Source organism: Blastococcus sp. SYSU DS0510, from assembly GCF_054050835.1.
This window is the reverse complement of sequence record NZ_JBJHAC010000026.1, coordinates 44,749-65,182: the sequence shown is the minus strand read 5'-3', so window position 1 is coordinate 65,182 and position 20,434 is coordinate 44,749. Positions and strand designations below refer to the sequence as shown.

22 protein-coding genes and 1 rRNA gene are annotated in these 20,434 nt (G+C 76.2%); 7 read left to right on the top strand and 16 right to left on the bottom strand.

Annotated elements, in window-relative coordinates; genetic code table 11:
* A 5S ribosomal RNA gene (gene rrf, locus ACI79P_RS18610) occupies positions 1-79 on the top strand; the annotation flags it as partial.
* A 415-nt stretch (positions 80-494) separates the two neighbouring features.
* Here rrf and egtE read toward each other — a convergent pair.
* The 5 genes from egtE to ACI79P_RS18585 all read right to left on the bottom strand — a co-directional run bounded on the left by egtE (position 495) and on the right by ACI79P_RS18585 (position 4,585).
* On the bottom strand, positions 495-1,610 hold the full coding sequence (gene egtE / locus ACI79P_RS18605; protein ID WP_456582552.1) for an ergothioneine biosynthesis PLP-dependent enzyme EgtE: 1,116 nt from the start codon (positions 1,608-1,610) through the stop codon (positions 495-497).
* Between the two features lie 64 nt (positions 1,611-1,674).
* Positions 1,675-2,436 carry an anti-sigma factor gene (locus ACI79P_RS18600; RefSeq protein WP_456582551.1) on the bottom strand — a complete coding sequence of 254 codons (762 nt, stop codon included), beginning with the start codon at positions 2,434-2,436 and terminating at the stop codon, positions 1,675-1,677.
* Positions 2,417-3,019 (bottom strand): RNA polymerase sigma factor, encoded by a 603-nt coding sequence (locus tag ACI79P_RS18595; protein ID WP_456582550.1) that lies wholly within the window; start codon positions 3,017-3,019, stop codon positions 2,417-2,419. Before ACI79P_RS18595 ends, ACI79P_RS18600 begins: the two co-directional genes overlap by 20 nt.
* A gap of 44 nt (positions 3,020-3,063) precedes the next feature.
* A complete protein-coding gene (locus ACI79P_RS18590) occupies positions 3,064-3,744 on the bottom strand; it encodes a class F sortase (RefSeq protein ID WP_456582549.1) in 681 nt (226 codons plus the stop codon).
* A gap of 19 nt (positions 3,745-3,763) precedes the next feature.
* On the bottom strand, positions 3,764-4,585 hold the full coding sequence (locus ACI79P_RS18585; RefSeq protein ID WP_456582548.1) for a DUF4397 domain-containing protein: 822 nt from the start codon (positions 4,583-4,585) through the stop codon (positions 3,764-3,766).
* A gap of 126 nt (positions 4,586-4,711) precedes the next feature.
* On the opposite strand from ACI79P_RS18585, the gene ACI79P_RS18580 reads away from it, so the two are divergent.
* Positions 4,712-5,212, top strand: coding sequence for a DUF309 domain-containing protein (locus ACI79P_RS18580; protein ID WP_456582547.1), 501 nt, complete (start codon positions 4,712-4,714; stop codon positions 5,210-5,212).
* A 113-nt stretch (positions 5,213-5,325) separates the two neighbouring features.
* On the opposite strand, the gene ACI79P_RS18575 is transcribed toward ACI79P_RS18580, so the two are convergent.
* From ACI79P_RS18575 to ACI79P_RS18565, 3 genes are read right to left on the bottom strand one after another with little or no spacing between them, the layout of a single operon-like run.
* Entirely contained in the window at positions 5,326-5,634 is a 309-nt protein-coding gene (locus tag ACI79P_RS18575; protein ID WP_456582546.1) for an FAD-binding domain-containing protein, read from the bottom strand.
* Complete coding sequence (locus tag ACI79P_RS18570; RefSeq protein WP_456582545.1) at positions 5,631-6,719, bottom strand: cryptochrome/photolyase family protein; 1,089 nt, start codon at positions 6,717-6,719, stop codon at positions 5,631-5,633. The genes ACI79P_RS18575 and ACI79P_RS18570 overlap by 4 nt, the downstream gene beginning before the upstream one ends.
* Positions 6,720-6,770: 51 nt before the next feature.
* The gene (locus ACI79P_RS18565; protein ID WP_456582544.1) at positions 6,771-7,121 is read right to left on the bottom strand and encodes an STAS domain-containing protein; all 351 of its coding nucleotides are present in this window, start codon (positions 7,119-7,121) and stop codon (positions 6,771-6,773) included.
* A 146-nt stretch (positions 7,122-7,267) separates the two neighbouring features.
* Between ACI79P_RS18565 and ACI79P_RS18560 the strand changes: the two genes are divergently transcribed.
* The 3 genes from ACI79P_RS18560 to ACI79P_RS18550 are packed head-to-tail and all read left to right on the top strand — an operon-like array spanning position 7,268 to position 10,489.
* The gene (locus ACI79P_RS18560) at positions 7,268-7,984 is read left to right on the top strand and encodes a response regulator (protein WP_456582543.1); all 717 of its coding nucleotides are present in this window, start codon (positions 7,268-7,270) and stop codon (positions 7,982-7,984) included.
* Between the two features lie 7 nt (positions 7,985-7,991).
* Positions 7,992-9,380: a sensor histidine kinase gene (locus ACI79P_RS18555; protein WP_456582542.1), complete on the top strand. Its 1,389-nt coding sequence runs from the start codon at positions 7,992-7,994 to the stop codon at positions 9,378-9,380.
* Complete coding sequence (locus ACI79P_RS18550; protein ID WP_456582541.1) at positions 9,377-10,489, top strand: AMIN-like domain-containing (lipo)protein; 1,113 nt, start codon at positions 9,377-9,379, stop codon at positions 10,487-10,489. Before ACI79P_RS18555 ends, ACI79P_RS18550 begins: the two co-directional genes overlap by 4 nt.
* Positions 10,490-10,550: 61 nt before the next feature.
* Here ACI79P_RS18550 and ACI79P_RS18545 read toward each other — a convergent pair whose 3' ends face one another.
* Both ACI79P_RS18545 and ACI79P_RS18540 read right to left on the bottom strand, forming a co-directional pair.
* A complete protein-coding gene (locus tag ACI79P_RS18545) occupies positions 10,551-11,132 on the bottom strand; it encodes an AMIN-like domain-containing (lipo)protein (protein WP_456582540.1) in 582 nt (193 codons plus the stop codon).
* 176 nt (positions 11,133-11,308) lie between these two features.
* Positions 11,309-11,449: a hypothetical protein gene (locus tag ACI79P_RS18540; RefSeq protein ID WP_456582539.1), complete on the bottom strand. Its 141-nt coding sequence runs from the start codon at positions 11,447-11,449 to the stop codon at positions 11,309-11,311.
* A 496-nt stretch (positions 11,450-11,945) separates the two neighbouring features.
* Here ACI79P_RS18540 and ACI79P_RS18535 point away from each other — a divergent pair, with 496 nt between their 5' ends.
* The gene (locus tag ACI79P_RS18535; RefSeq protein ID WP_456582538.1) at positions 11,946-12,800 is read left to right on the top strand and encodes an Fpg/Nei family DNA glycosylase; all 855 of its coding nucleotides are present in this window, start codon (positions 11,946-11,948) and stop codon (positions 12,798-12,800) included.
* 106 nt (positions 12,801-12,906) lie between these two features.
* Here the strand turns inward: ACI79P_RS18535 and ACI79P_RS18530 are convergent, their stop codons facing one another.
* The 6 genes from ACI79P_RS18530 to ACI79P_RS18505 form a co-directional block, all read right to left on the bottom strand.
* Positions 12,907-14,115: an MBL fold metallo-hydrolase gene (locus tag ACI79P_RS18530; RefSeq protein ID WP_456582537.1), complete on the bottom strand. Its 1,209-nt coding sequence runs from the start codon at positions 14,113-14,115 to the stop codon at positions 12,907-12,909.
* A 153-nt stretch (positions 14,116-14,268) separates the two neighbouring features.
* Complete coding sequence (locus ACI79P_RS18525; protein WP_456582536.1) at positions 14,269-16,725, bottom strand: FtsX-like permease family protein; 2,457 nt, start codon at positions 16,723-16,725, stop codon at positions 14,269-14,271.
* 3 nt (positions 16,726-16,728) lie between these two features.
* Positions 16,729-17,502, bottom strand: a complete 774-nt coding sequence (locus ACI79P_RS18520) for an ABC transporter ATP-binding protein (protein ID WP_456582535.1) — start codon at positions 17,500-17,502, stop codon at positions 16,729-16,731.
* Positions 17,503-17,633: 131 nt separating this feature from the next.
* The gene (locus ACI79P_RS18515; RefSeq protein WP_456582534.1) at positions 17,634-18,341 is read right to left on the bottom strand and encodes a response regulator; all 708 of its coding nucleotides are present in this window, start codon (positions 18,339-18,341) and stop codon (positions 17,634-17,636) included.
* Entirely contained in the window at positions 18,338-19,525 is a 1,188-nt protein-coding gene (locus ACI79P_RS18510) for a sensor histidine kinase (RefSeq protein WP_456582533.1), read from the bottom strand. Before ACI79P_RS18510 ends, ACI79P_RS18515 begins: the two co-directional genes overlap by 4 nt.
* A 75-nt stretch (positions 19,526-19,600) precedes the next feature.
* Positions 19,601-20,173 (bottom strand): copper chaperone PCu(A)C, encoded by a 573-nt coding sequence (locus tag ACI79P_RS18505; protein ID WP_456582532.1) that lies wholly within the window; start codon positions 20,171-20,173, stop codon positions 19,601-19,603.
* A 107-nt stretch (positions 20,174-20,280) separates the two neighbouring features.
* Between ACI79P_RS18505 and ACI79P_RS18500 the strand changes: the two genes are divergently transcribed.
* Positions 20,281-20,430, top strand: coding sequence for a hypothetical protein (locus tag ACI79P_RS18500; protein WP_456582531.1), 150 nt, complete (start codon positions 20,281-20,283; stop codon positions 20,428-20,430).
* Positions 20,431-20,434: the final 4 nt, after the last annotated feature.

Below are 20,434 nucleotides of genomic sequence, written 5' to 3'. Positions count from 1 at the left end.
TCCGAACCCGGAAGCTAAGCCTCTCAGCGCCGATGGTACTGCCCTGGAGACGGGGTGGGAGAGTAGGACGCCGCCGGACAACCATTCACGAAGGGCCCCAGCCACCAGGCTGGGGCCCTTCGTCGTACTGCCGGGCCAGTTCGAGGGAATGGGGCCGCAGGCGTGGCCGGGCGCGGCCCGACTGCGACGGCTCGACCGGCAGCCGGCGCGCTCCCGGCCGGTGGCCAGGCCTCGCCCTGCCGCAGCCGCCAGACTCCCTGTTCCGCCACGTGACGGAACAGGGGGCCCGGTGGCGGGGCTGGGCTCAGGGGACGACGCGGCGCAGTCCGAGCCACGAGAGGCCGGCGGGCGCCACTGCGAGCGGCAGCGGGGGTCCGGCGGCGAGCGTCGTGTTCGAGTGGTCCCCCAGCCACCGCCCCGGTAAGCCGCAAGCCTCCGGTCCGGTGCCCAGGACGGCGAGGCCGCGAGGACAGTGGAGCGGCTGCGGGCCGGTGTCAGAGCGCGGCGGCGAGCGTTTCCAGGTCCTCGGCCGTGGCGTCCAGGTGCGGGGAGACCCGGAGCACCGGCCCGGTCATCTCCCCCGGCGCGCGCTCGGGCCCGAAGGCGCTGAGCACGATGCCGTGCTCGCTCAGCAGGCGGGCGCGGGTTGCGACGACGTCGACGCCGTCCGGTGGGCGCAGCGTGGTGGTCGCGGTCGGCTCGTCCAGGGGCTCCACGACCCGCCAGCCGGAGACGCCGTCCAGGAGCTCCCGGGTGGCCCGCCCGAGCCCGGCCAGCCGGGCTCGGACCCGGCCGGGACCGGCGGCGAGGTGCTCGCCGACCGCCACCACGAGTCCGATCCGGCCGGCCACGTGCGCCTCGCCGGACTCGAAGGCCCGCATCGGCGGCACGTCGTCCGGCTCCGGGAGCACCGCCACGAGTTGCGCGGCGATCGCCGGGCGGGCCATCAGCACGCCCACGCCGCGCGGGCCGGCCAGCCACTTGCGCGACGTGCCGTAGACGACGTCGGCACCTAGGTCGGCGTCCACGTGGCCGAGGGACTGCGCGGCGTCGAGCACCAGCGGGACGCCGGCCGCGCGGCACAGCACCGCGATCTCCCGGGCCGGCTGCACGAGGCCCCGGTGGCTGGCGACGTGCGTCAGGTGCACCAAACGCGGCGGGTCGGTCGCCAGCAGCCGCTCCACGCCCTCGAGGTCGGCCCGGCCGAGCCCGTCGACGGGCAGCGGCTCGGGGCGCAGTCCGGCTCCCCGCAACTGGGCCACGTTCGGCGCGAACTCGCCGGGCAGGCAGGCCACCCGCGAGCCCGGGGGCAGCCGCCAGCCGGTCAGCAGGGCGACCAGCGCGGCCTGGGCGGACTCCACGAAGGCGACGTCGGCGGCGGCCATGCCGGCCAGCCCGCCGAGCACCGACCGCCCCTGCTGCAGCAGGTCGTCGGCGGTCGCCTCGGCGACGTAACCGCCCAGCTCGGCCTCGTGCCGCGCGTGGTGCGAGGCGGCCTCCAGCACCCGGTGGCTCTGCCGGCTGCACGCGGCGCTGTCGAGGTGCCGGCCGGCCGGGCGGGGCCTGGCCTTGCGCCAGTGCGCGCCGAGCTCCTCGCCGGGGAGCGTCACGCGTCCGGCCCCGTGCAGGGGCTCGTCGCGATCTCGCGGGTGGTGGGGCGCACGGGCTCCTTCTTCAGCTCTCCAGCACGCCGCGGGCCACGGAGACCCCCGAGTGCGTCGGGTCGCCGTCCAGCGGCTCCACCGAGATGTCGACGATCGGGTACTCCTCGAGGTCGAGCCCGGCCGGCAGCTCGAAGGTCTGGGTGCCCGGGCGCACGACGCCCAGCGGGACCATGTCCACGATCCCCGGCTCGATCAGCCAGATCTCGTAGTAGGCGTCCTCGACCGCCGGGGCGTCCAGGTCGACCTCCACGGCGCGGGAGCCGTCCGCGCGGACGACGACCTCGGCCCGGCCCGAGGCCGGCTGGCCCTCGAGCGGCTCGAGGGCGACGGTCGTGAGCGGCTCGACGCCGTCCTCCCCGGTCACCAGGGCCACCGCGCCGGCGCCCACGACCGCGCCGACGACCGCGGCGGCGGCCATCAGGAGCACCGGACGGCGGTTGCGGCGCAGCGGCACGACCTCGCCGGCGGGGACCGCCGGCGGAGGAGCGAGGACGGGGGCCGCGACCGGCGCCGGGGCGGCTGCCTGCGCCTCGGTCCGCGGCGTCGCCGAGACCCCGGTCGCCGCAGCGATGCCGGCCCACACCGAGGCGGGCGGCGGCACGGGCGGGCCGGGCTCGGCGAGCTCGGGGACGGCGACGGCGTCGACGGCGCGCCGGAGCGACGCGACCTCCGACCGGCACTGCCCGCAGGAGGCGAGGTGCGCGGCGTCGTCGGCCGGGAGGGGCTCGCGCAGCGCGGCGAGGGCGAGCTGCTCAGGCTGGCAGTGCTGCACCGTCCACCTCCAATCGTGTCCTCAGGCGTTCGAGAGTGCGGCGGATATGGGATTTCACCGTGCCCAGCGGGATCCCCGTGCGCTCGGCGATCTGGGCGTGGGTGAGGTCGGCGAAGAAGGCCAGCTCGATGATCCCGCGCTGCGGCTGGCCCAAGAGCTCCAGCTCCTCGAGCACGAGCATGCGGTCGGTCACAACGCTGTCCACGGCCGGCGTCGTCCCGCCGGCCGGTGTGGCCTGCGCCTCCGACATGGCCGCCTCGGCCTCGCGGCGCATCCGGTCGCGGCGGGCCCAGGCGTCGGCGATCTTGTGCCGGCAGACGCCGACCAGCCAGGCGGGCAGCGGGCCCTGCTCGGGCCGGTAGCGGGCGCGGCCGGTCCAGGCGGAGATGAAGGTCTGCTGGGTGACGTCCTCGGCGTCGGGGCCGGGGCCGAAGGCGCGCACCGCCATGCCGTGCAGCTGCCCGGCCCACCGCGCGTAGGCGATGGCGAGGGCCTGCTCGTCTCCGGCGGCGAACCGGCGGCCCACCTCGGCGTCGTCCGGCTCCGCGGAGCCGGGCGGCGCCGGTGCGGGGTCGGGGTTCACGGTGCCGACGCTACCCAGACGCGCGGCCCGGTCCAGGACCCCGGTCACGGCCCCGTGCCGGGAACCGGCTCCGCTACCACGATGACGTTGTCTCGATAGCTGCGGAACTCGGGGAGGAACGGGCCCCCGCAGGTGAGCACGACCAGCCGGGGCGGCCCGTCGCGGCGGAAGATCTCGTCGAGCGGGAGGACGTCCTTCTCGATCACCTCGCGGGACACCACGCGCCAGCGGGTGGTCTCCCCGGCGGCGTCGGTGACGGTGATCTCCTCGCCCGGTTCGGCCGTGCGCAGGGGGAACAGCGCGCCGGGCCCCTGCTCGCGGTCGTCCACGTGGCCGGCGATCACGGAGTTGCCGGCCACGCCGGGCTCCGGCCCGAAGCGGTACCAGCCGACCCGGGTGACGTCCTCGGGCAGCTCCATCTGGCCGTCGCCGGCGATCCCCACCGGGTCGACGGGTGCGGTCACGCCCAGCCCGGGCACCTCGATGCGCACGGGCGGGGCGACCGCGGGGGCCACGGTCGGCGCGGCGTCCCGGACGCTCACCGGGGGGAGCGGGGACGTCGGCGGTGCCGCGGTGGGAGGTGCGGGAGCGGCGGGGCGCTCCAGCACCTGGTCGACCGGCGGACCCGCCGCCGCGTCCGGCCGGGACAGGGCCCAGGCGGTCGGCGCACCGACAGCCAGGGCCAGCCCCAGCACGGCGCTGGCGGCGGCGGGTCGCACGGTCATCTCCTCGTGGTGCCGGGGATCAGCGGGAGGAGCGGGCCAGCCGGAAGGCACCGGCGGCGGCCAGGGCGACACCGGCGAGCGCCGCGGCACCGACCGGCAGAGGCAGGGCGGAGTCGTCGGCCAGGCCGGCGCTGCCACCCGGGACACCGGACGGCGCGGAGTGCTGACCGGAGATGCTCTGGACGGCGAGCTCGAAGCCGGCGTCCTGCGAGCCCCACGCGTAGACGATCGTCGTGGCGCCCTCGGCCAGGTCCAGGTCGGCCGGACCGATCGCGACGGTCTCGGTGCCCGCGAGCACGACGTCCGCGCTGACCGTGCCGGCCGGGACGGTGAGCGACTCCTCGTTCGGGTTGGTCAGCCCGTCGACGACGACCTGGCCACCGGCCCGCACGTCCACGGCGGGCGCGGCGGCGACGTGCCGCACGGTGACGCGCGCCTGGCCGGCGGGGATGTCGCCGACCTCGTTGACGAACGGGGTGAGCGCGGGCTCGCCCGCCTCGGTCAGGTGGGCGACCACGGTGGCGTTGGCGCCGACCGGGACGCTGACGCCGTCGGCCGAGAGCAGCGGGTCGCCGGAGCCGTCGGGGGCGTCGGCCGGGAAGAGCGCCAGGTCGTAGGAGCCGGCGGGCAGCTGCAGCGGGTCGGTGAGGGTGCCCGGCTGGAAGTCGTCGATCAGCCGCTCGCCGTTGGCGTAGACGTCGACGGGGAGGTCCGGGACGCCGTGCAGGACCGAGACGGTCGCGGTGTGGTTGTCGGCCAGGGCCGGCGTGGCGACCAGGACGAGGCCACCGGCAACGCCGATGGCGCCGGCGGTACGACCGAGGGTGCGGGCGGTGCTCATGGGGAGTTCCTCTCGTCGGGAGGTGCTGACACCCCTCCTTCCGGCGCGCCCGCGCCCGTGGATGCACGTGGGAGGGAACGGTTCGCCCGACGAGCTCCAGCGGCTCGGGCGGGGGAGGATGCCGTCGTGGCCGACCGCGACCGCGACGCCGAGGGGCGCGCCCGCAACGCCCGCCCGCGGGACGCCCTCGGGCGGCCGCTGCCGCGCGGCGCCGCGGGGGAGGAGCGCGCGCCCGAGGGCGTCGTCCGCGAGCCAGGGGTGGCGCTCGCCGAGGCGCAGGAGCTGCTCGACGCCGGCCGGCCCTTCCACGCCCACGAGGTGCTGGAGGACGCGTGGAAGTCCGCCCCCGAAGAGGAGCGCGGGCTGTGGCGGGGGCTGGCGCAGCTCGCCGTCGGGCTCACCCACGCCGCGCGGGGCAACGACCGGGGGGCCAGGACGTTGCTCGAGCGGGGCGCGGCGAGCATCGGTCCGTACGCCGACCGCCGTCCGCACGGCGTGGACGTGACCGGGCTCGTCCGCTGGGCGCGGACGCTGGCCGCTGCGCCGGTCACCGGCGCCGACCCGGCCACCGCCGCTCCCCGGCTGACCGGTTCGGCCCCTCGCCGCCCGGGCGCAGCGGGTCGATGACGAACGCGACGCCGCACGACGGGATCCGGGCCGCGGCCGTCGCGGTGGCCCTCGCCGTCCGCACCGTCGTCCGGCGGGACCCGGTGACGCTGCTGATCGGCTGACCGGCGAGGTCAGCGCCCGCGGACGCGGGCGTAGCGGTCCAGCGCCACCTGGCGCTCGTGCGCGTGGTCGATCACCGGCTCCGGGTAGCCGGCCGGGACGCCGCCCGGCGCCGTCCAGGGCTCGTGCACGTAGCGGGGGTCGAGGTGGCGCAGCTCGGGCACCCACCGCTTCACGTAGGCGCCGTCGGGGTCGAACTTCTTGCCCTGGGTGACCGGGTTGAAGACCCGGTAGTAGGGCGAGGCGTCGGTGCCGGTGCCCGCGACCCACTGCCACCCGTGGTTGTTGCTGGCCAGGTCGCCGTCGACCAGGTGCTTCATGAAGTGCCGTCGACCAGGTGCTTCATGAAGTACCGGGCGCCCCGCGTCCACTCCTGGTGCAGGTCCTTGACCAGGAACGACGCGACGATCATCCGCACCCGGTTGTGGACGTACGCCTCGCCCAGCAGCTGCCGCATGCCGGCGTCGACGATCGGGAACCCGGTGCGGCCGGTCTCCCAGGCCCGCACGAGCTCCTCGGCGTGCGGGCCGCTGTCGTAGCCCATCCCCTGCAGCTCCGGCTTGAGGTGCTCCCTGGCGGATTCCGGCCGGTGCCAGAGGACGTCGGCGTAGAAGTCGCGCCAGGCGAGCTCGTCGGTGTAGCGGCGCACCGACTCGGTCTGCTCCCCAGCCGCGAGGTCGGCCAGCAGCGTGCGCGGGTGGATGCAGCCGTACTTCAGGTAGGCCGACAGCCGGCTGGTGCCGTCGCCGCCGGGGGTGTTGCGCCCGTCGGCGTAGCCGAGCAGACGCTCGTCGCGGAAGCGCTCCCAGGCGGCCGACGCGGCGGCCTCCCCCGCCGGGGGCAGGGTGACGCCGGCGAGCTCCGGGGCCGGCGGGGGGTCCTCGGAGCGGACGCCGGTGCGCCACCGGGTGCCGTCGGGTGACGACGCCGGTGCGCGCCAGCCGTGCTCCCGCCAGGCCCGCGCGAACGGCGAGTAGACGCGGAAGGGTGTCCCGTCGGACTTGGTGACCCGGCCCGGCGTCACCGCGTACGGCGAGCCGGTGCGCACGAGCGGGACCTCGCCCAGCGCCCGTTCGACGGCCTGGTCACGGCGGCGGCCGTAGGGCCCGGCGTCGGCGCTGACGTGGACGGATGCCGCGCACGCCTCGGCGGCCAGCGCCGGCAGCACCCGCGCGGGGTCGCCGGATCGCAGCACCAGCGCGCCGCCGAGGTCGGCGTCCAGGGCGGCGAGGCAGTCGAGCAGGAAGCGGCGGCGCGGCGCGCCGGACGGGCCCCACAGCCGGTCGTCGAAGACGAACACCGGCAGGACGTCGCCGTCCGGGCCCGCCGCGTCGCGCGCGGCCAGCAGGGCGGGGTGGTCGCGCAGGCGCAGGCCGCGGCGGAACCAGAGCAGCGCGGTGGGCACCCGGCCGAGCCTAGGAGCGGCGCGACCGGACTGCGCCCCGAGCCGGGTGGCTCAGGCCGAGCGGTCCAGGTCCTCCTCCATCCCCAGCACCCGCCACAGGCCCGTCCGGCGGAGCAGCTCCAGGGTCCGGCGGTTGGCCCCGCGGACGACGACGCTGCCGCCCCGCGCCCGGCACGCCCGGTGCGCGGAGAGCAGGCTGGCCGCCGCGGGGCTGGACAGGTGCTCGACCTCCCGGACGTCGACGACCACCCGCCGCGCCCCCGCGAGCAGCGCGTCGTGCAGCAGCCACCGGATGTCGGCGACGCCGTCGGCGAGCATCTCCTCCGTCAGCCGCAGGACGACCTCACCGGAGCGCGTCTCGACAGCGTCGTCGGTACCGGGGTGGCGGTGGGCAGGGGGCACGGAGGTCTCCTCGGCGGTCGGTGTCCGCGCGGTCTGCCGAGGAGCCTCGCGGCCGGAGTTTGCGATATCCCCTGTCGCCGCATTGCGATCGGATGACGACGGCCCGCGGGCGCTGACCAGCGGTCGCGCGGTGGCAGCATGTCCGCGTGTCGCTGCGGATCATGATCGTGGAGGACGACGACTCCATCCGGACCGCGCTGCGGTGGGCCCTGGAGGACGAGGGGTACGACGTCGCCGAGGCCGCCTCCGGCGAGGACGCCGTGCGGATGGTGGGCATCGCCCCGCCGGACATGATGATCGTGGACCTGATGCTCGGCTCGATGGACGGCTACACCGTGATCCGCGAGGTGCGCCAGGCCCACGACCTGCCCGTCGTCGTGGTGAGCGCCCGCGCGGACACGCAGGACATCGTCGAGGCGCTGGAGGCCGGCGCCGACGACTACGTCACCAAGCCGTTCCAGATCAAGGAGATCACCGCGCGGCTGCGGGCGTTGCGCCGCCGCACCGCCCCGGTGCCGGCGGGCGCCCCGACCGCGGCGGCCCGGGCGGGCGTCGTCCTCGACCACGACCCGGAGGCCCCGCTGGTGCTGCGGGAGGCCAGCGGCACCGTCCACCGCGGCGACCGGCTGGTGCCGCTGACGCTGACCGAGTTCCGCGTGCTGTGCGAGCTGGCCGCGGCGCCGGGCCGGGTCTTCAGCCGGCAGGCGCTGCTCGAGCGGGTGTGGGAGCACGGGTTCTTCGGGGACGAGCGCATCGTCGACGTCCACGTGCGCCGGCTGCGGACCAAGGTGGAGCGGGACCCGGGCAGCCCGCGCCTCGTGGTCACCGTCCGGGGGCTGGGCTACCGGCTGGACCCGCAATGAGCCGGGCGTGAGCAGGGTCCCGGGGCGGCGGGTCCCGGGACGGCGGGGACTGCGGCGCCGCATCGTGCTGGGCTTCGCGGCCAGCACCCTGCTGGTCTCCGCCGTGCTGGTGACGACGACGTGGCTGCTGGCCCGCAGCTTCGTGGTGGAGCAGCGCGAGCAGGCGCTCACCCAGCAGGCGTTCGCCGACGCCGAGGTGCTGCGCAACCGGCTCTCCGCCGCCGGCGCCGACGTGGGAGCCGTGCTGGGCGAGCTCGTCCCGTTCGGGGACGCGGAGGTCGTGGTCCGCAGCGGGGACGACTGGTTCTCCTCCAGCCTGGAGATCGGCCGGCGCGACGTACCCGAGGCGCTGCAGGAGGTGTTGGCCGGGGGCGCGGCCGGCGCGCTGCGGGTCGAGTCGCCCGACGGCCCCCGGCTCGTCGTCGCCGTCCCCGTGGTGAGTGCGGGGATCCAGTTCTACGAGGTCGCGCCGCTGGACGACCTGGAGACGCTGCTGCGCACCCTGGCGGTCGTGCTCGGGGCCGGTGCGGTCGTCGCCACCCTCGCCGGCGCCGGCTTCGGCGCCTGGGCCAGCCGGCGCGCCGTCCTCCCGCTGGAGCAGGTCGCCGGCGCCGCGACGAGCATCGCCGGGGGCGAGCTCTCCACCCGCCTCCCGCCGACCGACGACCCCGACCTCGTGGGGATCGTGGCGGCCTTCAACAGCATGGTCGACGCCCTCGCTGCGCGGATCTCCCGGGACGCCCGGTTCGTCGGCGACGTCAGCCACGAGCTGCGCAGCCCGCTGACCAGCCTGACCACGAGCGTCGAGGTGCTGGCCACCCGGCGTCAGGAGCTCCCTCCGCGGGCCCAGCAGGCCCTGGCGCTCGTGGAGGGCGAGGTCTCCCGGCTGCGCGTCACCCTGGACGACCTCCTCGAGCTGGCCTGGTTCGACGGCGCCGGGCACGGGCCGGACGCCGTCCCGGTGTCCATGACGGCGCTCGTGCGCGAGGTGTTGGAGCGCACCGGGCGGCCGGTGGACCTACTGGCCGGCGGCCCCGAGCCGGAGACGACCGTGCTCGGGGACAAGTCCCGGCTGGAGCGGGCCGTGCGCAACCTCCTGGACAACGCCGACCGCTACGCCGGGGGCCCCGAGCGCGTGGCGGTGGAGCGCTGCGACGGCTCGGTGGTGGTGACGGTGGACGACGCCGGCCCCGGCGTGGCCCCGCTGGACCGGGAGCGGATCTTCGAGCGCTTCGCGCGCGCTCCCGGATCGGCGCGCCGCTCGGTCCCCGGCGCCGGGCTCGGGCTGGCCATCGTGGCCGAGACGACCGCGCAGCACGGCGGCGCGGCGTGGTGCGCCGCGAGCCCGGCCGGGGGCGCCCGCTTCGTCCTCTCGCTCCCGGCGGCGCGGTCGTGAACCGGCTGCGGCGGCTGGGTGCGGCGGGAGCCCTCCTCGCGGTGACGACGGCGTGCGGGGTGCCCACCGGCGCCGATCCGTCGACGATCGCGGCGTCCGACGTCCCGTACGGGCTCGCCGCGCCGTCGTCCCCGCCCTCGCCCGCACCGGCACCCGTCCCCGACATCGAGGCGGGCTGGGCCTACCTCGTGGGCGCGGACGAGGCCCTGGTGCCCCGTGCGCGGGACAGCGGGACCGGGCCGATCGACGAGCGGCTGGGCGAGCTGCTGTCCGCCCTGGTCGCCGGACCGACCGAGGAGGAGCGGGCCGAGGGGCTCTCCACGGCCCTCCCCGCGGGCCTGGAGGCGTCGGTGACCGGTATCGACGACGGCACGGCCACCATCGACCTCTCCGGCGCCGCGCCGCTGCCCTCGACCCGCCGGGCGGTCGCGCAGCTGGTGCTCACCGCGACCAGCCTGCCGGGCGTCGAGGCGGTGCTGCTCACCAGCGGCGGGGAGCCGGTGGAGGCGCCGCTCCCCTCGGGGGCGCTCACGGACGCGCCGCTGCTGCCGGCCGACTACGCCGTCTTCCTCAGCCCGCCGTCGCGGTCCACGGCGCCCCCCTCGCCGACCGCTACCCCGCGGCCGCCGGCGACCACGGCCGTCCCCTCCCCGACGGCCCCACCGCCGTTCGTCGCCGACAGCCGGCCTGACACCGCCGCGGCCTCCCCGGGGGCCGCCGTCACCGTGACCGACGTCCGCGCCGGCCGGCAGGACGGTTTCGACCGGGTGGTCTTCGAGGTGGCCGGTGCCGGACTGCCCGGGTGGGACGCCCGCTACGTGGCCGAGGCCCGGTCGTCGGGGAGCGGGTTCCCGGTGGACGTCGCCGGGGACGCCGTCCTCCAGCTCGTGCTCACCGGGGTCGGCCTGCCGGGGGACACCGGGATCGCGCCCTACGCGGGGCCCGACCCGCTGCCCGCGGGCGGCGCCGTGGTGCAGGAGATCCTGATCGACACGATCTTCGAGGGGCAGATGGTCTCGTTCCTCGGCGCCGCGGCCGAGCGCCCGTTCCGCGTCTACCGGTTGGAGAACCCCAACCGGGTCGTGGTGGAGGTGCTCCACCAGGGGTGAGACGAGGGGACCTGCGCGCCGGGAGGCTCCCGGCGCGCAGGCCCCCTCGGGGCGGGACCGGTCACCAGCGGTGGGCCACGTCGACCACGAGGCGCACGGCCTGGTCGTCACCCGGGGTGCCGACCAGGGTGAACGTGCGGAACGGCAGCCGGGCGCGGGTGCCGACGCCCAGCGTGGTGCTGCCCTCGAACGAGCCGGCCCACGCGACCTGCTCGAGGGTGCGGAAGCCGTCGACGTCCACGACCTCGCTGCGGCTGGGCGGGAGGTACGTGGGCCGGCCGTGGCCGTCGTAGGCGGGTGCCTGGACGACGACCTCGAGCGCGGCTCCGCCGGCCAGCGGCACGACGTCGCCCGTGCCCACCTGGTGCACCGCGTCGACGTAGCGCACGGAGTAGCCGCCGGCCGCCGCGGGACCGCCCAGGTCGACGACCAGGCGGTCGAAGCAGGCGTGGCGCCCGGCGCGGACGTCGGTCACGGTGGCGCCGCCGACGGTCGCCGCGCTGCCCTCCGGGAGCGAGCCCCACACCAGCCCGCAGTAGGGCCCAGCGGTGGTCCCCGCGGCCGACGCCGGGGCGACCAGGCCGACCAGCAGCGCCAGCACGCCGGCGAGGACCGCCAGGAAACCGAGTCGGGATCTCTTCACGATGGCCTCCATCTACCGGGCCGGCACCCCTGCGGCGCGGGCCTGTGGACGGAGGTCTACTCGCCTCGGAGGGCCCCGGGAGCCGCCGCAACAGGGTCTCCACCAGGTCGTCGTGACCGTCACGCGGTCGTCGCACCGCCGCAAGATCCTCGACGTCGGACGGTCCCCTCCCGCCGTCAGTCCCCCTCGGTCACCTGCGTGTCCTCCGACACGACCGCGAGCTCGGTCTCGTAGTCGACGTACAGGTCGTCGGTCAGGTCCAGGCCGAACTCCTCCTCGACCTCGACGAGGGTGAAGACGGCGACCGCGCCGGTCACCGTCGCCCTCGTCGCCCTCGTCGCCCTCGTCGACCGTGAACGCCTCGTCGCCGTAGACCAGCGTCTCGTCGTCCCCGATGGTGAAGGCGTGCGTGTCGAGGATCTCTCGCACCTCGCCCTCGATGGTGACCTCCTCCCCTGCGACCAGCTGGGCGCCCGGCGCCTCCTCGGCCTCCTCGACGACGGTGTCGTCGTCGCCGCAGGCCGCCGCGGTCATCCCCAGGGCCAGCGCCGCGGGGACGGCCAGCAGGCGGGTCCGGTTGTTCGTGCGGGTCGTCGGCATGGTCAACGCTCCTCGGGAGTGCTTGGTGCTTCTCAGCCGGCCCGCCCAGCTGCCGTGGACCGGCAACGGAGGCATGTCCACCCCGGCGGGCCGTGAACGGCCACGCTCCGTGCGTCGCCGAACCGTCACGCTGCTGCGGGGAATGTGTCGTCCACGTTGCCCGATCGCGGTCGGCGGGCCGCGCCGCGGGCGCATCGGGTGGATCATGGTCGGGTGCCCGAGTTGCCCGAGGTGGAGGCGCTGGCGGCGTTCCTGCGCGAGAACGCCGTCGGCCGCGTGCTGGCACGCGCCGACCTCGCCGCCGTCCAGGCGATCAAGACCTTCGACCCGCCCCTGTCGGCGCTCGCGGGCCTGGAGATCACCGGGGCCGCCCGGCACGGAAAGTTCCTCGACCTCGACGTCTCCGGCGTCCACCTCGTCGTGCACCTGGCGCGCGCCGGCTGGCTGCACTGGCGGGAGAACCTGCCGACCGCCCCGCCGAAGCCGGGCAAGGGGCCGCTGGCGCTGCGCGTCCACCTGGATGACGGCAACGGCTTCGACCTCACCGAGCAGGGCACCCGCAAGGGGCTCGCCGTCTACGTCGTCCGGTCACCGGCCGAGGTGCCGGGCATCGCGCGGCTCGGCCCGGATGCGCTGGAGGTCGACAGGGAGACCTTCGCCCGGCTCATGGCGGGTCGGTCGGGGCAGCTCAAGGGGGCGCTGACCGACCAGACGGTCGTCGCCGGGATCGGCAACGCCTACTCCGACGAGATCCTGCACGCGGCGCGGCTCTCGCCGTTCAAGATGGCCGACAAGCTGACCGACGACGAACTGGTCCGTCTCTTCGACGCGGTGCGCGCGACCCTCACCGAGGCGCTGGGCCGCCAGGTCGGCCAGCGGGCCGCCACGATGAAGGGGGAGAAGCGCTCGGGGCTGCAGGTGCACGCGCGCACCGGGCTGCCGTGCCCGGTCTGCGGGGACACGGTGCGCGAGGTCAGCTTCGCCGACACCTCGCTGCAGTACTGCCCCACCTGCCAGACCGGCGGCAAGCCGCTGGCCGACCGGCGGATGTCGAAGCTGCTGCGCTGAACCCCGCGCCCGCGGCGATGATCACCTCACCTGATCATGGCGTGTCCTCCCTCACGGTGGGCGGTGAGGGAGGACACGGCGCGGTGAGGGAGGACGCCGGTTCGCGCTAGCCGGGGAGCAGTGACGCCAGGCGGGTGAGCGCCCGCACGAGGACGCTGCTGCCGACGCCGGCGTCGTCCGGCTCCGCGTCGGGCCGGGCCGACCCCACCGCCGTCCACCAGTCGCGCGGCGGTGGCGGGGAGAGCACGTCGATCCGCTCGCCGGGCTGCGGGACGACGACGTCGACACCGCGGGCCCGGGCTGCGCTGAGCAGCCGCTCCACCGGCTCGGACCACCGGTGGAACGCCAGGTTGAAGGTGGCCCAGTGCACCGGCAGCAGGACGCGCCCGCCGAGGTCGCCGTGCGCGCGCACCGCCTCCTCGGGGTCCATGTGGATCGCGTGCCAGGCGTCGTTGTAGGCGCCGATCGGCAGGAGGGTGAGGTCGAAGGGGCCCAGCCGCGCGCCGATGCCCGCGAAGGCCGGGGTGTAGCCGGTGTCGCCGCCGAAGAACACCCGGTGCCGCGGGCCGGACACCACCCAGGAGGCCCAGAGGGTGGTGTCGCGGTGGAAGTACCGACCGGAGAAGTGGCGGGCCTCGGTGCAGGTGAGCGCCAGGTCGCCGATGCGGTGCACGCCCTCCCAGTCGAGCTCGACGATCCGGGCCTCGGGGACGCCCCACTTCCTCAGGTGCTCCCCGATGCCGAGCGGCACCACCCACGGCGCGCGCTGGGTGCGCAGCAGCGTGCGGACGGTGGGGAGGTCGAGGTGGTCGTAGTGGTCGTGGGAGATGAGCACCGCGTCTACCTGCGGCAGCTCGTCCAGGGCCATCGGCGGCTCGTGCAGCCGGGTGGGCCCGATGATCGGCGACGGCGAGACGCGGTGACCCCACACTGGGTCCAGGAGCACCCGGTGGCCGTCGATCTCGAGCAGCGCGCTGGCGTGGCCGAACCAGGTGACGGCGAGCTCGGCGGCGTCGTCCGGCAGCTGGGCCTGCGCCAGCGGGATCGGGCCACCCGGCAGCCCGACGTGCCGCTCCTCGTGCCACTGCCGGAGCAGCCCGTCGCGGGTGTTGGCCGGGGAGAGCGCCGGGGTGGGCATGCGGTTGTGGAACTTGCCGTCGAAGAACTGCGGTGAGCCGGCCACGACGGGGCGGAGCCGGCGGCGGTGCGCGCCCAGGGCGGTCGGCAGGCCCCAGGCAGCGGCAGTCACCCAGCCCACGGGGCCGGCGAGGAGGGCGGCGGTGAGGGCGGTGCGGCGAGCGATGCGGGACGGCACGGTTCGAGCATCCCAGCCGGAGGTGGATGGCGGCTGTGAGGCGAGCGACGTCTGGTCGTCCACGATCAGCGAACCTGATCGTGGAGCGTCCTCCCTCACGGTGGGCGCTGAGGGAGGACACCGCACGATCAGGTTCCCTGATCATCGCCGGGGTCAGCCGGCGATGGCGGCCACCGGCGGGGTCCGCGCCGCGCGCCGCGCCGGCAGCACCGAGGCGAGCAGCCCCGCCACCGTGGCGACCAGCACGATGGCGCCGACCTGCAGCCACGGCATGCTCAGCACCAGCTCGCCGTACGAGCCGAGCGCCGACGCGACGCCGACCAGCCCGTACACGCTGCCCAGCAGCACGCCCAGCACCGCGGCCACGCCGGCGACGAGCACCGCCTCCCAGGCCAGCAGGGCGCGCAGCTGGCCGCGGGTCAGGCCCAGCGCCCGCAGCAGCCCGCTCTCCTGCCGCCGCTCGACCACCGACAGCGCCAGGGTGTTGCCGACCCCGATCAGCGCGATGAGCACCGCCACGCCGAGCAGCCCGGTGACCACGAGCAGCAGGACGTCGACCACCTCGTCGATCGCGGCCCGCTCGCTGGCCAGCCCCGTCACGAACGAGGCGGGCAGCGCGTTGCCGGCCAGGTCGGTGATCTCGTCGATCACCGTGGTGTGGTCGGCGGTGTCGGCCAGCCGCAGCCACATGGTGTCCACCGGCGCTCCGGGCACCAGCGCCTGCAGGTCGGTGGCCGCCAGCAGCGGGTAGTCGGTCTCGCCGGCCACCACGGTCAGCGTGCGGGACCGGTCGCCGGCGGTCAGGGTTACCGGGTCACCGGCCCGGACCCCCCAGTGCTCGGCGCTCCAGCCGTCGAGCACTACCTGCCCCGGTTCGGGCAGGGTCGTGTCGGCCGTCGAGCGCAGCACGGGCAGCGCCTCCGCCGCGTCGACGCCGGCGGCCAGCGTGGGTGTGTCGCCCGGCCCGGCGAGCTCGGCCCCGGTCAGCGCGGTGGTGGCGACGACGCCGTCCACCGATGCCAGCCGGCCCTGCAGGGAGCTGGTCAGCTCGTCGCCCGAGCCGCTGACGACCACGTCGGTCGGGTAGGCCGCGGCGAGGCCGGCCTGGGCGGTGGCCCGGGTCGAGCTCGCCCCCACCACCATCGCCGTGGTCAGGGTGACCCCGATGAGCAGCGCGGTCGCGGTGGCCGCCGTCCGCCGGGGGTTGCGGGTGGCGTTCCCGCTGGCCAGGCGGGCCGGGAGCCCGCCGAACCGACCGAGCACTCCCCCCGCCGCCGCCACGATGGGGGGCACGGCCCGCTGCGCGAGCAGCAGGAGGCCCAGCGCGCTGAGCACCCCGCCGGCCAGCGAGATCAGGAGCTGAGCGGTTCCCACGCCGAGGGCCATGAGGCCGACGCCGGGGACGGCGAGCAGCAGCCCGGTGACCAGCCGGGCGACGCCCCCGCGGGAGCGCAGCGGCGCCGGGTCGGTGGGCCGCAGCGCGGCGAGCGGGGCGACGCGGGTGGCGGCGCGGGCCGGGGCCAGCGCGGCGATCAGCGTGGTCGCCGTGCCGACGGCGAGGCCGACCAGCACGGCGTGCAGCGGCACGGACACCCCCGACAGCGGGACGGGGGAGTCCGTCCCCGACACCACCGCGGAGACGGCGGCGGAGAGCCCGACGCCGGCCAGCACGCCGACCACCGAGGCGGCCAGCCCGGTGAGCAGGGCCTCGCCGAGCACGCTGCGCCGCACCTGCCGGGCGGTGGCGCCGACGCAGCGCAGCAGCGCCAGGTCGCGGGTGCGCTGGGCCAGCAGCACGGCGAAGGTGTTCGCGATGACCAGCCCGGCGACGACGACGGCGATGGCGGCGAACACCAGCAGCGCGGTGGTCAGCCAGGTGGCGTCGCCGGTCAGGGCGGCGACGGAGTTCTCGGCCTGCTCCGTGCCGGTGCGGACCGTGACCTCCGCGTCGGACAGGGCGGCGCGCACCTCGCCGGCCAGGACGTCGGGGGCGGTGGTCCCGGCGATCCGCAGCTCGGTCGGCTCGATCGCGCCCCAGGCCCGGGCCTGGTCCGCGACGACGTAGACCTTCCCGTAGATCCCGGCGGTGGGGTCCCCGCCCAGGTCGACCACCCCGGTCACGGTGGTGTCCGTGGTGACCTCGGTGCCCTCGGCGTCGTAGCTCGTGACGGGGAGGACGTCGCCGACAGCGGCGCCGACGCGCTCGCTGACCGCCATCTCCCCCGGCCGTGCGGGCAGCGCGCCGTCGGCCAGCTCCTGCCAGCGCAGCTGCGGGTCGGCGGCCACCGACTCGACCAGCAGGTACTGGGCGCCGGTGCGCCCGGGGGTGACCGCCTGCACGGAGGTCTGCCAGGTCGGGTCGACGGCCTGCACGCCGGACAGCCCGGTGAGGGCGTCGACGTGCCCGGCCAGGCCCACGCCGCTGTCGGAGGTGACGACCACGTCGGTCTCCACGTACGGGGCTCCGGCCGCCGTCAGCACGGTGGCGCGGGTGGTCTCGTTGAGCACCAGGGTGGCGACCACGAAGCCCACGGCGATGACGATCGCGAGGGTGGAGGCGATCAGGCGGGGCAGGTGCGCCCGGATGCTCGCCAGCGTCACTGCGCGCACGGGTCAGGCCCCCAGGTCGCGGAGCGCGTCGAGCACGGACGCCGCGGTCGGGTCGGTGAGCTCGCCGGCCAGCCGGCCGTCGGCGAGCAGCACCACGCGGTCGGCGTACGCGGCGGCCGAGGCGTCGTGGGTGACCATGACGACGGTCTGCCCGGTCTCCTTCACGCTGGAGCGCAGCAGGCCGAGCACCTCGGCGCCGCTGCGGGAGTCGAGGTTGCCGGTGGGCTCGTCGGCGAAGACGACGTCGGGGCGGGCGAGGAGGGCGCGGGCGATCGCCACGCGCTGCTGCTGGCCGCCGGAGAGCTCGTGCGGGCGGTGGCCCAGCCGCTCGCGCAGGCCGAGACGCGCGACGACGTCGTCGAACCAGACGGGGTCGGGGCGCTGCCCGGCCAGCTGCATCGGCAGCACGATGTTCTCGCGCGCGGGCAGCACCGGCAGCAGGTTGAACGCCTGGAAGACGAACCCGATCCGCCGGCGGCGCAGCGTGGTGAGCTGGTCGTCGTGCAGGCAGGTGAGCTCGGTGTCGCCCAGCCACACCTGGCCCGCCGTCGCGGTGTCGAGCCCCGCCAGGCAGTGCATCAGCGTGGACTTGCCGCTGCCCGAGGGGCCCATGATCGCGGTGAACTCGCCACGGGCGAAGGCGACGTCGACGCCGGCCAGCGCGTGCACGACGGTCTCACCGCTGCCGTAGGTCTTGCGCAGGCCGGTGGCGCGGACGGCGGCGCCGGACAGGGACGCCGGCGGCTCGCCGGGGACGGTCATGACGGGGACGGACACGGGATGCCTCCGAGGTCGGGGACGACGACGGTGCTCACGCTCTCGCCGCAAGGCGTCGTCCCGCGTCGGAGCCCAGGACGATCTCCGCTGTCATCCCCAGGTCGTACCGGCCCCGGTCAGCCCGGGGTCCTTCAGGCGTTGCGGAGCAGGTCCGCGGGGGCGACCAGCCCGGAGCGGTACGCCAGGACGACGGCCTGCACCCGGTCGCGGGAGCCGGTCTTGGCCAGCACGCGGCCCACGTGCGTCTTCACCGTCGCCTCGCTGACGAAGAACTGCGCGGCGATCTCGCTGTTGGTGGCGCCGTAGGCCATCTGCTCGAGCACCTCGCGCTCGCGGGGCGTGAGCTCGGCCAGCGCGGCGTCGTCCCCGCCCGTGGCCGGCAGCACCCCGCCGGCCGCGCCGCCGCGGAGCATGGGCGCCACGTGCTGCAGCAGCCGGCGGGTGGAGCTCGCCGCGATGACCGAGTCGCCCGCGTGCACGGTGCGGATCGCGGCCAGCATCTCCTCGGGGGCGGCGTCCTTGAGCAGGAAACCGCTGGCCCCGGCCCCGATGGCGGCGACCACGTACTCGTCGAGGTCGAAGGTGGTCAGGACGACGACCCGCGGCGGCTCGGGCAGCGCGGTGATCCGCCGGGTGCCCTCGATGCCGTCGGTGCCGGGCATGCGGATGTCCATGAGGACGACGTCGGCGGGGGTGCCGGCCAGCAGCTCGACCGCCGCCGCGCCGTCGCCGGCCTCGCCGACCACGGTCAGGTCGGGCTGCGACTCGATGACCATGCGGAAACCGGCCCGGACCATCTGCTGGTCGTCCACCAGGACGACCCGGATCGCGTCGCTCATCGGGGCGAACGGTAGGGGAGGGCGGCGTGCACGCCGAACCCGCCACCGTGCCGGGGGCCGGCGTCGAGCCGCCCGCCGTGGAGCTGGGCGCGCTCGCGCATGCCGCGCAGCCCCTGGCCCAGGCCGTCGGACCCGGTGATCGCCGCCGCCGCGCCGCGGCCGTCGTCGAGGACGGAGAGCTCCAGCGCGTCGGGCCGCCACTGCAGCCGCACCCAGGCGCGGCCGGCCGGGCCGGCGTGCTTGAGCACGTTGGTGAGCGACTCCTGCACGATCCGGTAGGCGGCCAGCTGCGGTCCGGCCGGCATCGGCTGCAGCGTCCCCTCGACGATGAGGTCGACGTCGAGGCCGCTGGCGCGCACGTCCTCGACCAGGGCCGGGATCGCGTCGACGTCGGGCTGCGGGGCGTACTCCTCCCCGCCGCCGTCCCGGAGCACGCCGAGCAGGGCGCGCATGTCGGTGAGCGCCTGCCGGCCGGTCGCGGCGATCGCCTCCAGCGCGTCGGTGGCCGCCTGCGGGTCGGCCTTCCCGGCGTAGCGGCCGCCGTCGGCCTGCGCGATGACGACCGACAGGGAGTGCGCGACGACGTCGTGCATCTCGCGGGCGATGCGGGCGCGCTCGGCGGTCGCGGCCAGCCGCATCTCCTGGTCCCGCTCGAGCTCCAGCAGCTGGGCACGCTCCTCCAGCGAGGCCAACCGCTGGAGCCGCGCCCGCCGCAGATCGCCCAGCGCCCAGGCGGCGACCACCGAGACGCCGATCGCCCCGGCGGTGAGGATCGTGCTCTCGGTGAGGCCCCCGCCGAAGTACCGCAGGGCGGCGAGGGCCGCGCCGGCCAGGCCGATGCCCAGCCCGGCCTGGCTCGCCCAGCGCGGGGCGTAGCCGGCCAGCGAGTAGACCATCACGAGCGCCGCGCAGTTGGCGGCCAGGAACTGGTCGACGACGACGAGCTCGAGCACGCCGGCCGCGACGACGGCGGCCGCGGCGTGGACCGGCGCCCGGCGCCGCCACGCCAGCGGGGCCACCAGCAGCACGCCGACGACGAACGCCGCCGCCTCGCCGGGCCAGTAGGCGCCGGCGGGCAGGACGACGGTGACCAGGCCGATGAGGGCGGCCAGCCCCGCGTCGACGACGAAGGGCCGGTCCCGCAGCCAGGGGACCAGGCCTTCGGCGGCGGGCGGGCGTTCCATGCCCGCGAGCCTAGGGAGCCGTTGCGCCGGTCTCGTCGCCCCTCGGGATGATCCCCGGGTCCTTCCGTGGGCGGATCAGTTCTCCGAGGTCGGGTCCTCCGGTGCCTCGAAGTCGCCCTGACCGGGGGGCGCGGAGACGACCGGGGCCTCCATCGTCACCTCGCCGGCCTCCTCGAACACGAACGTGACCGGGATCGACTGCGACGACCGCAGGGTGGTGTCCAGGTCGGTGAGCACCACCGACGGCGGGCCCTCGGGCTCCAGGTAGACGTTGTCCTCCTCGGGCACGTCGATCGCGCCGTCGGTCCCGTCCAGCGCCGTCAGCTCCGCCCCGGCGAAGTCCTCGCCGCGGACGTCGATCAGCTGGTCGCCGGTGGTCCCGGTGTTGGCGATCGCGGCGTAGAGCGTCACGTCCTCGCCGACCTCCCACACCTCGTCCTCCGGGTAGGCGAGGCCCAGGGCGGTGATCTTGATGTCCTCGGTCACCGCCTCGTCCGGGCCGGGGTTGCCGCCGTCGACCTCCGTGCCGAACTCCTCGATCGGGTTCGCCGACTCCTCCTCCTCGGCGACGGTCCCGCAGGCCGCCAGGGGCAGCGCGGTGGCGAAGAGCAGGGCGGCGAACGGGTGCCTGCGCGAGCGGCGGGTCATGCTGGTCCTCCCGGAGTGGCGTACGACCGTCCAGGGCTACCCCGGCCGGTCCCCCCGACCCTCCGGTGGGCGGACCGCAACAGAGTTGTCGCATTGGGGGTGGACGCGTGGAGGACGAGCGCCGGTACCGGCCCGACGACGACGGCGGTGACCCGGCGTGCTGGCTGCGCCGGGTGTGCCCGGCCTGCGGCGGGCTGGCCGACGAGGACCCGCCCACCGCCTGCCCGCGGTGCGGGGAGCGCCTGCCGGAGGAGTGAGCCG

Coding starts and splice junctions, on each gene's coding strand:
- ACI79P_RS18575 (WP_456582546.1), bottom strand. CDS start 5,634: ATGAAGCACCTGGTCGACGGCGACCTGGCCAGCAACAACCACGGGTGG.
- ACI79P_RS18585 (WP_456582548.1), bottom strand. CDS start 4,585: ATGAGCACCGCCCGCACCCTCGGTCGTACCGCCGGCGCCATCGGCGTT.
- ACI79P_RS18590 (WP_456582549.1), bottom strand. CDS start 3,744: ATGACCGTGCGACCCGCCGCCGCCAGCGCCGTGCTGGGGCTGGCCCTG.
- ACI79P_RS18505 (WP_456582532.1), bottom strand. CDS start 20,173: ATGACCCGCCGCTCGCGCAGGCACCCGTTCGCCGCCCTGCTCTTCGCC.
- ACI79P_RS18510 (WP_456582533.1), bottom strand. CDS start 19,525: ATGGAACGCCCGCCCGCCGCCGAAGGCCTGGTCCCCTGGCTGCGGGAC.
- ACI79P_RS18515 (WP_456582534.1), bottom strand. CDS start 18,341: ATGAGCGACGCGATCCGGGTCGTCCTGGTGGACGACCAGCAGATGGTC.